Here is a 16,568-nt window from a genome sequence, read left to right on the forward strand (position 1 = left end):
CAATATCCTTCCATGCCCTCAAAAGCCCCCCTAACTTTAACACATATGCCCAGTAAACCCTTGCTCTATAAGTATTATTTGTCATCTGGACAAAAAAAGAGAGCCGCCAACGGGGCGACTCTTCAAGTGTTTATATTAAAAAGGGGGTCTTGTTTATTATAATACACGACGAAGATGTTAAAACCATAACAGATATATTTCAGTTGTGTAACAATTTTGAAAGCGCTTATTAATCATGTTAAGTAACGAAATGAAATTCGAATGTTTTGCCATATTGAATTAGTAAATTTGAAGTATTTGATAGTAAAACAGAGTAAATCAATGATAAAACTTCTCATAATAGTGATAATCGCTATCAAAACGATGATAAACAGTATCAATTAAAGTATTTGCCAAAATTCAGACCTTGACGTATAATCCATCCATAGGTTTATTTAATCGTTAAGGAGGCGAGCTTCATGTATGACTACCATCACCTGGGCCATGTCAAAGAACAATCCAAATCCAAAAAAACATTGTGGCTTACACTTATATTAACGCTTTTTTTCACTATAGTCGAAATCATTGGAGGTCTGCTGTCCAATTCCTTAGCCCTGCTATCTGACTCTGCCCATATGATCTCGGACGTATTGGCGCTCGGACTCAGCATGATTGCGATCTATTTGGCCACACATCCACCCAATGCCAGATTTACATTTGGCTATTTGCGTTTTGAGATTGTGGCTTCTTTCCTGAATGGACTCGCTCTGGCGATTATCTCCGTCGGAATATTTGTTGAGGGCATCACTCGCTTTATTAATCCCCAACCGATTGACTTCAAGCTGATGCTTGTGATTTCTTCCATCGGTCTGGTTGTTAATATTGTACTGACGGTCATACTGAGCCGCAGCATGAAGGAAGAGAACAACTTGAACATCCAGAGCGCGTTATGGCATTTTATCGGCGACTTACTGAGCTCGGTTGGTGTTATTGTGTCTGCCATACTTATTTATTTCACTCAGCTGCAGTGGTTTGATCCCTTAATCAGTATTTGTATCGGCGCTATTATTTTCATGGGCGGTTTGAAGATCATTAAAGCTTCTTATTTAATCCTGATGGAGTCTGTACCAACGCAATTTAATCTGGATGAAGTCCGTGCAGCGATCGGACAGGTGGAGGGGGTTGAGGACGTGCATGAGATGCATTTATGGGCGATTTCATCGGATCATTACTCTTTGACCGCTCATGTATTCATCAACGAGAACATTCAGCCATTCTGTATCATTCTGGCCATTAACGAAACCTTGAAGGAGCAGTATGGTATCACTCATTCAACGATTCAAATGGAGAATGCCAATATTCATCCTCACGGAGAGTATGGCAAGCAGTTTTTACTGCATCGTGAAGAGGAACAATCAGCGGCTGAATTAGCCCCTCACCATGAAAAAAGGAACCTCAACCCCACTTAAAAAAGTAGAGCTGAAGGTCCTTTTTTACCGTTCAATAATCTTCAATTGACTTATCTATCGTACCAATAGCCCTTGATGCCCTTTTCCAACCGAACCAGCGCTTCCAGGTAATAATAGTCTCCCCAGATCACATGATCATCCGGCGCATTGCCGCCGCGAACGCTGTAGGAGCCATGATCCAGCAGACCCTCTGCATCCGGTTGTCCAATCGTAGCATAGCTGTTGACCAGACCTTTCATCGAACGCTGGAGCCCATCCTCAAGGAATGCGCGATCCGGATCGTCTGCTTCCAAATGTGTCAGCAATTCAAGGATACCTGCTGAGGTAATCGCCGAGGCGGAGCTGTCTCGCTTCGTATCTGCATGAATCGGAGCATCGAAGTCCCAGTATACAACATCATCCTCCGGTAAACGTTTCAGAAAGTACCTTGCCAATCGTTTGGACGTTTCCAGATATAACGGATCTTTCGTATAGTGATACGATAAGGCAAAGCCGTAAATGCCCCAGGCTTGTCCGCGAGTCCAGGTAGAGCTGTCTTTATAACCCTGATGTGTGCCGCCTCGCAAGGATTCGCCATCCTCCGGATCAAAATAAAACGTATGATACGAGGAATCATCGCCACGAACCAGAAAACGACGCGATTTGTCAGCATGAATAACAGCAATCTCCTTGTACTTCTCATCACCCGTTTGCTCATAAGCCCAATACAGAAGCGGTAAATTCAGCAGGCAATCGATAATGATCCGACCACCATTCTCCGGATCGCCTTCCGGTCCCCAGGCCTGGATGTATTGTCCCTTGGGTCTCCAACGTGCCAGCAGCACATCCGCTGCCTGAATCGTCAATTGCTTCGCGGCTTCATCACGTTCAATAATCCATTGCGCTTTGGAAGACAGCGAATAGAGAAAACCGATATCATGATGATCGAGCTTCGTGTTCGATTCCAGACGACTGCGGAAGCTGTCTACCGTTCTAAGAGCAGCTTCTTTAAATACAGGATCACCGGAATACTCATAGCACAACCACAAAATACCGGACCAGAATCCGTCCGTCCACTCATCGTTCGCGTTCAGCTCGTATTTCCCATTATTGCTGACATGCGGGAATAAATCGCCAAACCGATTAATATTAGCTCTCGTTTTATCCAATACATCTTCAATTGCTTTCTTCCACATGCACAATCACGCTCCTAATTCGATTAGTTTTATAGATAGGTACAACGGATGATCCAGCTTTTAACTTGAAGTCGACAGACGCGGCAGCATCGTCAAGGGAATACGCAGCTCATGCTCAGTTGAATCGGGAAGCGCGGGAACCCCTTTATCCGTGTCCGGCTCCTCGCCCAATTGACGAAGCATCAGCGTAATTGCGTATTGGGCCTGCTGGCTATACGGAATATCAAGTGTTGAGATAGGCGGATAACAAGCACTGGAAACAGGATCATTATTGATCCCAAAAATTTTGTACTGCTCGGGTACCCGATAGCCTTGCTCCTGAACGGCTGACATGAAACGAAGAGCTGTGAGATCGTCAAATGCCAAAATACCGATGGGTCCCTTTCCCCCACTGATTTCCTGAGTTTGCTTCACCAGCTCTGCCATCGGTTTGCCTCCCAAATCTACAATTCCAGATGCCACAGACGCTTTATGCAGCTCAGCCAATCCTTGCCTAAAGCCCTTTAACCGCTGCTCATTCGTCGCCTTGGATCGTACGGAGCTGAGATAGATCAGAGCTTCGCATCCTTCCTCTACCAAATGATGGACAGCCTGCACGCACCCATCCGCAAAATTAAGATTAACGGCATGAATGGCTATATCCTGCGGCCAATCCCAGGCATTGAACAGCACAAGCGGTGTTCCGTCGCCAACAATTTGACGCGTCGTTTCGGGAGTCATTGCAAGCCCGTGGCAAAATAACCCATCAACCCTGCGCTGTAATAGTACTTCCAGATGACGTTTCTCCATATCCGGATCATAGCCACCCGCAGAGAAAACGGACATATGATAACCGAAGCGATGCGCGGTCCGCTCCATTTCTTCAGCAAAACGGCCATAATAAGCATCATAGTTCGGTATCATCAGCCCAAGCTCGAAGGATTTCCTGCGGCTCAGGTTAGCGGCCATTACATTTCGGCGATATCCAAGCTCTTCGGCAATCTTCTCAACCTTGCGAATGGTCCCCTCTGACATCGGAACCTTGCGACGGTTAAGCACATTGGATACGGTTGCAATAGAGACTCCAGCCGCTTCCGCAATATCGACAATGGTGATCTGACGATTTTTGCTCAATGAACCACCCCTAAAACCTAAAATTTAAACGTTTAAATAAATTGTAATCATAAAAAGCCCATTCGTCAATATGTAAATATCGTAAAAAAGACCCCTTCATCACAGATGAAGGAGTCGGTCTACGCGTAATACCTCTACAGTCCCAACCATTTGGCAAACAAATGTTTGGTTGTATCTTTGTTCATAGCGGCGATAGAAGTTGTGAGTGGAATTCCCTTCGGGCAAGAACGAACGCAGTTCTGCGAGTTACCGCAGCCCTCAATGCCGCCATCCTCCATCAAGGTATCCAGACGCTCTTCCGCATTCATCTCACCTGTCGGATGAGCATTAAACAAACGAACCTGGGAAATGGCAGCAGGTCCGATAAAGGACGTTTTGTCATTCACGTTCGGGCAAGATTCCAGGCATACCCCACAGGTCATGCATTTGGACAGCTCATAAGCCCATTGACGTTTGGATTCAGCCATCCGCGGTCCTGGTCCGAGGTCATACGTACCATCAATCGGAATCCATGCTTTTACTTTTTTGAGTGCATTGAACATCCGCTCGCGGTTAATAACCAAGTCACGAACAACTGGGAACGTACTCATCGGTGCGATCCGTACCGGCTGCTCCAGCTTATCCACCAATGCTGTACATGCTTGACGAGGCTTACCGTTGATGACCATCGAGCAAGCTCCACATACTTCCTCCAGGCAGTTCGATTCCCAGCATACCGGTGTCGTTTTGTCACCCTTGGCATTCGTAGGATTACGCTGCACTTCCATCAAGGCACTGATGACGTTCATATTAGGACGATATGGAATTTCGAACTCCTCAGTATAAGAGCGGCTTTCCGGAGAATCCTGACGGGTTACAATGAATTTCACTTTTTTGTTAGCTGTATTCGTCTCAGCCATGATTAGTGTCCTCCTTTCTTCTTATCCGTCGAATAGTCGCGTTTACGTGGCTCGATCAAAGATACGTCAACATCTTCATATTCTATGGTTGGGCCGTTTGGAGTCCATTTGGCTTTCGTTGTTTTCAGGAAACGTTCGTCATCACGCTCGGTGAATTCCGGTTTATAGTGAGCGCCGCGGCTCTCATCACGCATTAAAGCTCCCAATGTCATCGCATGGGATAATTCCATCATGTTCCACAATTGACGGGTAAAAGCTACACCCTGATTGTTCCAGCGTGCTGTATCGGTCATGCTGATGTTCTGGTAGCGCTGCTTCAATTCGTTGATCTTGTCCAAGGTTTCCTGCAGCTTCTTGTTGTAACGAACAACCGTCATGTTGTTGGTCATCCATTCGCCCAATTCCTTGTGAAGCACGTAAGCATTTTCGGTTCCGTCCATTTTTAACAAGCTTTCATACTTGTCCTTTTGTCTTGCCAGATCCTGATCAAACAGGCTGGTCGATATATCTTCGGTATGCTTATCCAAGCCCTTAATATATTCGATTGCCTTCGGACCTGTAATCATCCCGCCATAAATAGCAGACAACAGCGAGTTTGCACCGAGGCGATTTGCACCATGATACTGATACTCGCACTCGCCACAGGCGAATAAGCCAGGAACGTTGGTCATTTGATTGAAATCGACCCACATGCCGCCCATCGAATAATGGACCGCAGGGAATATTTTCATCGGGATTTTACGTGGATCATCGCCCATGAATTTTTCATAAATTTCAATAATTCCGCCAAGCTTAACATCCAGTTCCTTTGGATCCTTATGAGAAAGGTCAAGGTATACCATGTTTTCACCGTTAATACCGAGCTTGTCGTCGACGCACACTGCGAAGATTTCGCGGGTTGCAATATCACGAGGAACCAGGTTACCGTAGGCTGGATATTTTTCTTCCAGGAAGTACCAAGGCTTGCCATCTTTGTAGGTCCAAATCCGACCGCCTTCACCACGTGCAGACTCCGACATCAGGCGCAGCTTGTCATCACCCGGAATCGCCGTTGGGTGGATCTGGATAAACTCGCCATTCGCGTAATAAACACCTTGCTGATACACCGCACTAGCCGCTGTACCTGTATTAATAACCGAATTCGTCGATTTACCGAAAATAATACCAGGACCACCTGATGCCAAAATAACCGCATCTGCAGGGAAGGACAATACTTCCATACTGCGTAGATCCTGTGCAGTAATACCGCGGCATACGCCATCGTCATCGATAATAGCTCCCAGAAACTCATAATGCTCATACTTGGTTACGAGACCCGCAGTCTCCCAACGACGAACCTGCTCATCCAATGCATAGAGCAATTGTTGCCCAGTAGTAGCTCCGGCAAATGCCGTACGGTGGTATTGGGTTCCTCCAAAACGGCGAAAGTCCAATAAGCCCTCAGGTGTACGATTGAACATAACGCCCATACGATCCATGAGATGGATAATACCAGGTGCAGCATCACACATCGCCTTAACAGGCGGTTGATTGGCGAGGAAGTCTCCTCCGTATACGGTATCGTCAAAATGCTCCCAGGTGGAATCGCCTTCGCCTTTTGTATTAACGGCGCCATTGATTCCACCTTGCGCACAGACGGAATGTGAACGTTTAACAGGAACCAGTGAAAACAGGCTAACGTGAACACCTGCCTCAGCGGCTTTAATTGTGGCCATTAATCCGGCCAAACCCCCGCCAACTACGATTACTTTTGAATTAGCCATTGTTGTGTATTCCCTCCTTAACCTTTAACCGGCATCGGCAGATTTTGGAACTCAGGACTTAAAAATGCGGTCAAAGACATGATGAACATAATCGTCATCAATACAAATACGCCCATCCATACAAATGTAGAAATTTTTTGCGCCCGCGGTCCGACAGTGACTCCCCAGCTAACCAGGAATGACCACATACCGTTACTAAAGTGGAACACCGCAGCCACAATCCCGATACAGTACAATACAAAATTGATCGGATTGGTTGCAATATGGTGCATTTGCACGCCGATTTGCTCCTGTGGCAAGCCCAGTGTAATTTGAAAACGGGTTTGAAAGAAATGCCATGCCACGAACAAGAATGTAATAACCCCTGTCACACGCTGCATAAAAAACATTTGATTGCGGAAATATCCATAGTTAGATACGTTATTCCGTGCTGTATAAGCGACATATAAGCCGTAAATGGCATGATACAACAGCGGAATCCAGATCCCTACAATCTCCAGCGCTAATGTGAGTGGTAGATTGTGCAGAAAATCAACATGCTCCAGGAATGCCACATGTCCGCCTTTAGAAGCGGAGTAGTTGGTTATTAGGTGTTCGATCAGAAAGAATCCGACCGGGATAACACCAAGTAATGAATGCAGCTTACGATTTAAATACGAATTTCGAAACATTAGAATGCGTTCCCCCCTTAAGTAGTAAATAGCCGTGTTCACACGATTGTCAAAACCATATTTCATTGTACCCCCGCAAGAAACAAGCGTCAACAAGTTCGCTACGCCTATTTTCCATGATTCGACAACGTTTTATGCAGTTATAGACAAATTTTGTGAAGATTACGTGACCTATACATCGTACTCCTTTAGTGCTTATAATGGAAGTGCCGATTATTTATAATCACTTATGCGTTTTGCACATAACAGAAAGTAGGTTTTTGGATGTTTGAGAATATCGATATCTTCGCCATTGTCGTCGAAATGGAAAGCTTGAATAAGGCTTCCCAAACGTTAAATATTTCACAGCCGGCCTTATCCAGAAAAATTATGCGTTTGGAGGAGGAGCTTGGAATCCAGCTGTTTCACCGCAAAGGCAAACGGCTGGAGATTACCCGTGCCGGACAAATCTGCTACGAGTATGCCTTGGAGCAGCGCGCTATGGGGCGCAAGCTGCAGCGTTCTCTGGAGGCATTCAAAACGACCGATAAGCCATCCAGTATTATCATCGGGGCCAGTCTCACCACACTGCAGTCCACCTTGCCTGATCTCATTACGATTTATGCCAAGGACTACCCTCATACCGATATTAAAGCTATCACCGGAAAAACCCATGAGATCGTCCCGATGGTCAAGGAGCGCAAGGTGGACATCGGCCTGGTGGCCTCGAAGATTGAGCACCCCGGGCTGCAGTGCATTCCGCTTTTCGACGACCGTCTATGTATTGTGCTCCCGGATAATCATCCTTTTGTGGATAAGGCGACCATTCATATCGAAGACCTGCACGAGCTGCCGATGATTTTATTTTCACGGGGCACCTGGTACCGAATTCTGATGGATGAGCTGTTCCAGCGTTATTCGTTGCATCCTGATGTCAAAATGGAAATCGATTCATTCGAAGCGATCATTCGTCTCGTGTCCACCTGTAAAACCGCCACACTGCTGCCTGAATCTTATCTTCGCCGTCATTTTCTGGAGGAAAACGAGCTGGTCGTCCGTTTCATTCCTGCTCTAGATCAAACAACAAGAACGACCTCGCTGCTGTTCACAGAGGAAGCCGTTCATCATCCATCGGCACAACGTTTTATTGAAAAGGCCAAGAGCCACTTTAACCGGAGCGATTGAGCTCCTCCGTATCTATAGCCGTATCGGTTTCAGTGACACCCAGCTTTCGGGCCACATAGGCCGTCGTACCTGCCTGCAGCAGGATCGTGAACAGCACCGCTAGGAAAGTTACCGAAGCCATGACGTCCGCATACTTCACACCAAGTCCAACCACCATACCGGATAAGGCCGCAGGAATTACTCCTGTTTCACGAACCCAGAACATGAATACAAGCTCTCTCCAGGTCCAGCGTGCCTTGCGGTCCGGCAGTGCCGAAGCCAGCACAGTTAATGGACGTGCAATGAATATGAAAACAGCGATGACCCCAAGACTCGGCCACAGGTTAGCCCAAATCACGCCAAAATTAACTTGACTGCCAAGCATAATAAAAATCAACATCCGCATGATAACGGTTATATTTTCGCTAAAATGACCCATCTCTTGATGCTTGTCCTGTAAATCCAGCTTGAATATATGCACATTACCCCAAATGAGCCCTGCTGTAAATGTAGCCATAAACCCGCTGACATGTATCGTTTCACCCAGCAAATAAGCGGTAATAGCTGTAACCACCATCGCTATGGTGGCGTAATCCCGCATCCAGCCGAGCTTGCTATGCGCCGTGATATAGACCAATATGAAACCTATTACAGCCCCAACCAGAATTCCGCCAAGCGCGGTAACCAGAAACTGCATAACACTTGCCGATACAGAAATCGCCTGTCCTCCGGTAATCACAGCCAGTACGGAAAACGTCAGAATCGAACCGGTCGCATCATTGAATGCCGATTCACTCTCAACCGTTTCTCTCACCTTGGTACGAATCCGCACCTGCTTGAACACAGGTATCAGAGTTGCCGGATCTGTCGATGAGATGATAGCCCCAAGCAGCACTGCGTACAATAAAGGCATGCCCAGCAGCCAATGTGCGGTCACAGCGACAACCCCACAGGTGATCAACACACCGGGGACGCTTAGCAGTGTCAAGGTGAGCCATACTTTTCGAAGACCGGACAACCGGATATTGCGACCGCCATCAAATAATATCAAGACTGAACCCAAGGTTAATATAAACTGATTCGTAAACGAGCTGCTTGTCTCCGTTACCAGATGCAGTCCCTGGCCCACGACCATCCCTGCAATCAAAAATAAAGCGACATCTGGAAGCTTCAACCAGGCGGCTAATTTACCTGACAACATACCCATACCCAATATAAATATCAATAAGAACAATACATGGTAAACCAGCTCACTGACCTCGTTATTCAACTCAACACACTCCGAATCTGATTCACAAGGATATCCACATGTCCCTACAACCGATCACTTCACGACTTCATTCTCAAAAGATTCGATCTGCGAATTCGTGCCTATGATCACCAAAATATCCCGTTCTTCCAATAAATCATTAGCCGTAGGCGCAATAATGACGCCTTCTTTCTTATTAATAGCAACGACACTACAGCCATATTTAACTCGTAAGTTCAGATCCTTCAGCGTTCTCCCCGACATTCGCTTCGGTACTGACAGCTCAGCTATCGTATAATCCCTGGACAGCTCGATAAAATCCAATAGATTCGGTGATACTAATTGATGCGCTACACGGATTCCCATATCGCGCTCCGGGAATATGACCCGATCAACGCCGATTTTATTCAGCACCTTGCCGTGCAGCTCGGATAACGCTTTGGTGACAACCAACGGTACCCCTATATCCTTAAGCAAAATAGCCGTTAATATACTCGATTGAATATCGCTCCCAATCGCCACGATCACGCAATCAAAGTTACGTATACCAAGTGAGCGCAGCACCTCTTCATCCGTGGAGTCTGCAACGACGACATGGGTCAATACCTCGCTCATTTCATCAACTGCTTCTTCGTCCTGATCAATGCCAAGAACCTCATGCCCTAACTTGGTCAGCTCTCTGGCCAAACTTGACCCGAATCTCCCCAATCCAATTACTGCATACTGCGTGCGCTTCATCCTGCTTTTCCCCTATCCGATTGTAATTTTCCCCTCAGGGTATCTGTATAATTCTTTTTCGGTTTTTGGTCCCAGCGCATACGCCAAGGTTATTGGCCCCAAACGGCCAGCAAACATCGTCAGTGAAATCAATATTTTACCGACCACCGTCAAATCCGTCGTTAATCCCATCGTCAGGCCTACCGTGCCAAAAGCCGAGGTGACTTCAAAGAGTATCATCAGAAATGGATGACTCTCTGTGGTGGATAATATCATGGCCACGAAAATCACAAGAAATAGTGCAATCATCGTTAACGTAATCGCCTTAAGGATACGATCCTTACCCAAGCGGTAATGGAACAAAACAATGTCCTCCTTGCCGCGAATCATCGCCACAATAGCACCGATCAGCGTCATAAAGGTTGTGGTCTTGATCCCTCCGCCTGTCGAGCCTGGTGAGGCACCTATAAACATCAGAATAATCATGAAAAATTGGGAAGCCTGTCGCATAGCTCCGATATCCACCGTATTGGCCCCTGCTGTTCGCGGTGTTACCGATTGAAAGAGCGAGGCCCATATTTTCCCTGACCAGTCCAATGATCCTAATGTTTTGGTATTGCTGAATTCAAAAGCATACATCACCACAGCACCTGTGAGGATCAACACCCCCGTTGTACTTAACACCACCTTGGAATGCAGCGACAACCGTTTTACTTTTCTATATTCGAGCAGATCCGACATGACGATAAAACCAATACCGCCCAACACAATAAGTCCCATTGAAACGATGTTGATAACCGGGTCGGCCGCATACGAGGTCAGACTGCTGAATGGGCCGCTCACCGAGCCGAACAAATCGAATCCTGCATTATTAAAAAATGAAACCGCATGCCAGATTCCGAAATAAATGCCTTTGGCTGGACCAAGATCTATTGACCAGCGGATGGAAAAAATGATCGCAGCTATCAGCTCTATCGTAAGCGAGTAGCGAATTACTTTACGAATCAGGCGCACAATGCCTTCCATACTCCCTTGGTTCATCGCTTCCTGAAGAATGAGCCGTTCCTTCAAAGAAATTCGTTTCTTCAATGCAAAGGCAAATAAGGTCGCCATCGTCATAAAGCCGAGTCCGCCAATCTGAATCAACGTGACAATAACGATTTGGCCAAACATGGAGAAGTACGTACCTGTATCCACAACAACAAGCCCAGTCACACAAGTGGCAGATGTCGCTGTAAACAAGGCATTAATAAAAGATAATCGTTCCCCCGTTGCCGATGAGACTGGAAGCGTAAGCACCAGTGCTCCAATCAAAATAATCGCGGCAAAGCCCAATACCAGAATTTGCGGAGGCGTTAATTGGATTTGTTTCAACGTTAATTTCATTTCTCACCTCACAAATATTTGAAAAACAGCAAAAAAAAGACACCGGAAACCCAATGTCAACTAAACAGGTTCCTGCCATAAAGCCTACGAGGTTAGCTGACGGATTCGGGTTTACAGGTACCCTATCAATTCCACTCTCATGAATGGAATCGAATTCACCCCTTACTACTACAAATGGTTCCCCCGTTTTCGGAAAGAAATTCGGCTTCTGTATTCAATTGATATGAATTATAAGGCTATTCTTCCATAAGTACAAAGTCGTAATAACTCGAAAAGCAGGGATATTCCGATTCTTATTATAGCTGGCAGGCATCAAACTGAGGATTCGCTTTGGTTTTCAACGTTTATCCCCGTTATGCTTGGTAATGCATTGGATTTGATCAGACATGTATGCTAAGTTTATGGAATACAATAATCAAGCCTTCCCATTTCTTCATTCCAAGGAGACTAATATGATCAATCGTTCATTGGATAGACCACTTCAGCTGCTGGCAGTTGTCGGTATTATCCTTTATTTTACCGTCATTCTCATATCCTCGTATTTGTCTGGGCCTCCTCCATCCAATGAAGAAGCAGATGGACTACCAACTATTACCCAGCAGGCAGCCGCTGACACGGCAGTCGTATTTGCCAGGCAGCATTTCGCATTATCAGACGATCATAATACGAGCACGTTATACCAAACTCATTCCGAACGAAGCGGGTACTTGCAAAAGGAGCACTTATTCAATTCTTATACGGAGCGATATACCCAGCTACCGCTGGACTACTACGAGGTTGAAATTAACGACCTTGCCAGCTCTAAAACTTATTACATCGATATCAATTACTCTAATCAGAAGGTGCTTGGCTGGAAGACATATGTGTCGCCATCGTCCAAAGCAGATACGGTATCTGCGCCAGGAGTGGACCCTCAGCTGCTAGCCGAGCAGACGATCAAGGAACAGGGTTACTCGCCAACCAATTTCACTTTGCTGGACACCGTTCCCGACCTGAACAAAAAAAATAATGCTGCCACCCCATCGGGGCGTGTGCTTGTTTATGAGAGCAGAACCGATCTGATCGGACAGGCAAAACTACAGCTTACACTCAACGTCTCGAAGGGTCAGGTCGTTTCCTTCCAGCCAGATTTCAAGATCCCGGCTGCGTTTGGGGAATGGAAGGAGATACAAAATAGCAGCGCCTCCCTGATGACCAACATCAGTATGGGTGTATCGTTAATTATGGCAGCAGCAGCTCTGTTCATCATCATACGTTATCGGCGTCAAATCACATTTCGCCGCGGCCTGTGGCTGACCTTGATTTTTCTAATTATTTACATTGGAAACAACTTCAATATGCTTCCGGCTTTCCGAACCTCACATACGGCGGGTCCATCCCAGTTCGAAGCGCTCTTTTACTTGTGGTTTCTCAATATTATTATTGCGATGATGGCTGTTAGCGTCTACCTCTCCGTCCTTGCCGGCAGACAGATGTGGTCCCGTTACAGCTGGAATCCGCTGCCGGAATGGCAGGACCCCGCTTTTGGGAGCCAGGTATGGGTGGCCATGACTCGCGGCTACCTGCTCTGTTTCTTTATTCTCGGCGTCCAGCAAGTGCTGTTCTTTATAGCGGAGCATGCTTTTGACGTATGGTCGGTGAATGATGCAGCAGATTCTGTGCTGAACATGACGTTCCCTGCACTATTTCCGCTCATGGCCTGGGCAGCGGCTATCTCCGAAGAAACCGTATACCGGCTGTTCGGCATTGCCTTCTTTCTGAAAATTGTCCGCATTCGGTTTCTGGCTGTACTGCTTCCGAGCATCATCTGGGCGATGAGCCATACCCAATATCCGATTTATCCGGTCTATACCCGACTTGTTGAGGTTACCATTATCGGTGTCATTTTTGGATATGCCTTTCTTAAATACGGGTTTATGACTGTACTCTTTGCCCACGCCTCGATGGATAGTATTTTGATGGGACTCTCGCTGTATGGTCTCGGGGATTGGATGCATATCGTGGTCGGCAGTTTTTATCTGATATTCCCTGGTCTTGTCGGCTGGGTGCTGTATCGGCTGCATGGCAACAAAAAAAGACGGGCACTATCTATGCCTCGTCTTGATCCTGATTAAGTGATTGTAATATTTGTGTGGCCAGCTTTTCCCCGATACCCAGAAGCCGGAAATCTTCAATACTGGCTTCTTTTATTTTTTTCATCGAGCCAAAATGCTTCAGCATCGCCTTACGCCTCTTCTCACCAATTCCCGGAATCGAATCCAGCTGGGAGACGATCATCGATTTGGCGCGCGTTTCGCGGTGGAACGTAATAGCAAAGCGATGGACCTCGTCCTGAATACGCTGAAGCAGGTAAAACTCCTGACTATCACGCGGCAGTGGAACGATTTCTGCAGGGTCTCCCATGATCAGCTGTGCGGTTTTGTGACGGTCATCCTTGGCGAGTCCACAAACCGGAATATATAGACCCAGTTCATTTTCCAGCACATCGATAGCCGCGGAGATTTGCCCTTTTCCTCCATCGATAACGACCAGATCTGGTAGTGGCAAGCCTTCCTTCAAAACACGCTCATAACGACGTCTTATGACCTCACGCATCGTACCGTAATCATCAGGACCTATAACTGTACGGATTTTGTACTTACGGTATTCCTTGCGATCCGGCTTGCCATCCGTAAATACAACCATTGCCGAAACCGGGTCAGAACCTTGAATGTTCGAATTATCGAATGCCTCAATGCGGCGAATGACGCCAGTCCCGAGCCAATCTCCGAGATTCTCGACAGCCATTACGGTACGCTGCTCATCGCGGGCAATTAACCGGAACTTCTCATCCAGACTTACACGGGCATTATCACCAGCCATCGCAACCATATTTTTCTTCGAGCCTCTGCGTGGATAATGCACCTTTACCTTGAGCCAGCTCTCCAGCGCTTCCTTGACATCCTTCTTGGCAATCTCGATCTCGGGTCCTGCCTCCGATTCGTCGGTCTCCGGTTGTTCAGAGCTCGATTCCGGACTTAGATCAGACTGAGAGCTAGTAGTCTCAGCTGGTTCCGTCTTAGCCGTCAACGCAGCCGTAGGCAGCACCGTTACAGCCTCCAGCGGCAAAAATATTTCCTTCGGAAGTGCCGGATTCTCACTGTAATACTGCGTAATAAAAGTTACGAAATCATCATACTCATCGCCATAATAAGGAAACATCGAAGCATGCCGTTCAATCAGCTTGCCCTGACGCATATATAATATTTGGACACACATCCAGCCTTTATCTACCGCATAGCCGAATATGTCGCGATCCATCGCATCTGTTGTCGTAATATTTTGTTTTTGCATGACCTGATCAATATGAAGTACATGATCACGCAGCTCCTTGGCCCGTTCAAAATTCAGCTCCTCGGACGCTTCCTGCATCTTGCGCGTCAAATCCTTCTTGATCTCATCATGACCGCCGTTTAGAAAACGCGAAATTTCCTGTACCATCTGCTCGTACGTTTCTTGATCTACCTCGTACTCACAGGGAGCTATGCATTGACCCAGATGATAGTACAGACAAACCCGGTCCGGCAGCTTTTTGCATTTGCGCAGCGGATACAGCCGATCCAGCAGCTTCTTCGTCTGTTGAGCGGCGAACGCATTCGGATACGGGCCAAAATATTTTCCTTTATCCTTCAGCACACGGCGAGTAACCTCCAACCGCGGATGGGTTTCATGCGTTATTTTGATATAGGGAAAGGACTTGTCGTCCTTCAATAGTACATTATAACGAGGATGATGCTTCTTGATCAGGTTGCATTCCAGAATTAACGCCTCGACATTACTGGCCGTGACGATATATTCAAAGTCGGCAATTTCATTAACAAGCGCATAGGTTTTGGCATTATGACTTCCGGTAAAGTACGAGCGTACCCGATTGCGCAGCACCTTCGCTTTGCCGATATAGATGATCGTGCCTTCCTTGTTTTTCATCAGATAGCAGCCTGGCTTCTCTGGCAGCAGCGCCAGCTTACTGCGAATTTGCTCTGCCCTCTGCTTACGTTCCTGCTCCTCTTCATGTGTAGACATCACATTTCCACTCCTTTAAGCACAAAAAAAGCTCTTTTCCAGCATAGCAGAAAAAGAGCTTTTACTCCATGAGTTTTGCATAGCAAAACTGACTTCGTAAGCATTCACTTTGAGTTTTGCAAAGCAAAACTAACTTCGTAAGCATTTACTTAGAGTTTTGCGTAGCAAAACTCACTTGGCACATTACTGATGCTTCGATACAACGTTCTTCAAAGCATCCTTCGATTGAAAGCCTACCACTTTATCAACAGGTTGGCCATCTTTGAAAACGATAAGAGTCGGGATGCTCATTACGCCAAAACGGGAAGCTGATTCCGGATTGTCATCCACATTAACCTTAGCAATTTTCAAGCTTCCAAGCTCTTTATCCAGCTCTTCCAAAACAGGAGCGATCATTTTACAAGGTCCACACCATGGAGCCCAAAAATCAACCAAAACCGTGCCAGATCCTTCAACTTCATTCTTAAAGGATTGATCTGTAACATTTACGATAGCCATAAAAAGTTCTCCTTTATCCGATAAAATAGGTTGTCAACATGTAAAGTATACCACAATAGACCCTATTTTCAACCGCAAACCCGCTTGGCTAACTGTTTCCAGCGCATTCCGCCTTCATCTTGTCACAATCAATAAATGTGGTGTACAATTTTCACTTCCCTATGCTTTACATTTATCTGTGAAGTTGGGTATACTGAATATAATTCTTCAACCATCGGTTTTACTCAATCCAAGGAGGAATTATGGCTATGAACGATGTAAATCACCCCGAGCTTCATATTAACGAAGAGCCGAGTAATGATTTTCTGGACACGGCGATTGGTTTCGGTGCATTTTTCGCCTTTTTGCTGCTCATGGGCGTTGCCGCAACAGTTATTACGCTGCTAATGAAGTAGGCGTCGAGCTTGTTTCAAGCCGATGATACGTCAGTAAAGTCTGTTCCTT

14 protein-coding genes and 1 riboswitch are annotated in these 16,568 nt (G+C 46.4%); of the genes, 4 read left to right on the top strand and 10 right to left on the bottom strand.

Annotated elements, in window-relative coordinates; all coding sequences use genetic code 11:
* Positions 1–458 precede the first annotated feature (458 nt).
* On the top strand, positions 459–1,448 hold the full coding sequence (locus BK127_RS17090) for a cation diffusion facilitator family transporter (protein ID WP_076232333.1): 990 nt from the start codon (positions 459–461) through the stop codon (positions 1,446–1,448).
* A gap of 50 nt (positions 1,449–1,498) precedes the next feature.
* Here the strand turns inward: BK127_RS17090 and BK127_RS17095 are convergent, their stop codons facing one another.
* The 5 genes from BK127_RS17095 to BK127_RS17115 all read right to left on the bottom strand — a co-directional run bounded on the left by BK127_RS17095 (position 1,499) and on the right by BK127_RS17115 (position 7,069).
* Positions 1,499–2,623 (bottom strand): glycoside hydrolase family 88 protein, encoded by a 1,125-nt coding sequence (locus BK127_RS17095; RefSeq protein WP_179097517.1) that lies wholly within the window; start codon positions 2,621–2,623, stop codon positions 1,499–1,501.
* 60 nt (positions 2,624–2,683) lie between these two features.
* The gene (locus BK127_RS17100) at positions 2,684–3,736 is read right to left on the bottom strand and encodes a LacI family DNA-binding transcriptional regulator (protein ID WP_076232337.1); all 1,053 of its coding nucleotides are present in this window, start codon (positions 3,734–3,736) and stop codon (positions 2,684–2,686) included.
* Between the two features lie 134 nt (positions 3,737–3,870).
* Complete coding sequence (gene sdhB / locus BK127_RS17105; protein WP_076232339.1) at positions 3,871–4,635, bottom strand: succinate dehydrogenase iron-sulfur subunit; 765 nt, start codon at positions 4,633–4,635, stop codon at positions 3,871–3,873.
* A gap of 2 nt (positions 4,636–4,637) precedes the next feature.
* Positions 4,638–6,398 carry a succinate dehydrogenase flavoprotein subunit gene (gene sdhA / locus BK127_RS17110; protein ID WP_076232340.1) on the bottom strand — a complete coding sequence of 587 codons (1,761 nt, stop codon included), beginning with the start codon at positions 6,396–6,398 and terminating at the stop codon, positions 4,638–4,640.
* Between the two features lie 17 nt (positions 6,399–6,415).
* Positions 6,416–7,069 (bottom strand): succinate dehydrogenase cytochrome b558 subunit, encoded by a 654-nt coding sequence (locus BK127_RS17115; protein ID WP_076232342.1) that lies wholly within the window; start codon positions 7,067–7,069, stop codon positions 6,416–6,418.
* A 264-nt stretch (positions 7,070–7,333) separates the two neighbouring features.
* On the opposite strand from BK127_RS17115, the gene BK127_RS17120 reads away from it, so the two are divergent.
* On the top strand, positions 7,334–8,233 hold the full coding sequence (locus tag BK127_RS17120; protein ID WP_076232344.1) for a LysR family transcriptional regulator: 900 nt from the start codon (positions 7,334–7,336) through the stop codon (positions 8,231–8,233).
* On the opposite strand, the gene BK127_RS17125 is transcribed toward BK127_RS17120, so the two are convergent.
* From BK127_RS17125 to BK127_RS17135, 3 genes are read right to left on the bottom strand one after another with little or no spacing between them, the layout of a single operon-like run.
* Positions 8,217–9,482, bottom strand: a complete 1,266-nt coding sequence (locus tag BK127_RS17125) for a cation:proton antiporter (protein WP_076232345.1) — start codon at positions 9,480–9,482, stop codon at positions 8,217–8,219. The two genes, BK127_RS17120 and BK127_RS17125, sit on opposite strands and share 17 nt — an antisense overlap.
* Before the next feature lie 54 nt (positions 9,483–9,536).
* Entirely contained in the window at positions 9,537–10,199 is a 663-nt protein-coding gene (locus BK127_RS17130) for a potassium channel family protein (protein ID WP_076232347.1), read from the bottom strand.
* A 12-nt stretch (positions 10,200–10,211) separates the two neighbouring features.
* Positions 10,212–11,564, bottom strand: coding sequence for a TrkH family potassium uptake protein (locus tag BK127_RS17135; protein WP_076232349.1), 1,353 nt, complete (start codon positions 11,562–11,564; stop codon positions 10,212–10,214).
* A gap of 66 nt (positions 11,565–11,630) precedes the next feature.
* A riboswitch (cyclic di-AMP (ydaO/yuaA leader) is annotated at positions 11,631–11,781 on the bottom strand.
* Positions 11,782–12,016: 235 nt separating this feature from the next.
* Between BK127_RS17135 and BK127_RS17140 the strand changes: the two genes are divergently transcribed.
* A complete protein-coding gene (locus BK127_RS17140) occupies positions 12,017–13,678 on the top strand; it encodes a CPBP family intramembrane glutamic endopeptidase (RefSeq protein WP_076232351.1) in 1,662 nt (553 codons plus the stop codon).
* On the opposite strand, the gene uvrC is transcribed toward BK127_RS17140, so the two are convergent.
* A complete protein-coding gene (gene uvrC / locus BK127_RS17145; protein ID WP_076232353.1) occupies positions 13,653–15,626 on the bottom strand; it encodes an excinuclease ABC subunit UvrC in 1,974 nt (657 codons plus the stop codon). The genes BK127_RS17140 and uvrC overlap by 26 nt on opposite strands.
* 183 nt (positions 15,627–15,809) lie before the next feature.
* Positions 15,810–16,124: a thioredoxin gene (gene trxA, locus BK127_RS17150; RefSeq protein ID WP_076232354.1), complete on the bottom strand. Its 315-nt coding sequence runs from the start codon at positions 16,122–16,124 to the stop codon at positions 15,810–15,812.
* 248 nt (positions 16,125–16,372) lie between these two features.
* Between trxA and BK127_RS43000 the strand changes: the two genes are divergently transcribed.
* A complete protein-coding gene (locus BK127_RS43000) occupies positions 16,373–16,519 on the top strand; it encodes a YqzM family protein (RefSeq protein ID WP_144026482.1) in 147 nt (48 codons plus the stop codon).
* The last annotated feature ends 49 nt before the right edge of the window (positions 16,520–16,568 follow it).

This window comes from Paenibacillus sp. FSL H7-0331 (genome assembly GCF_001956045.1).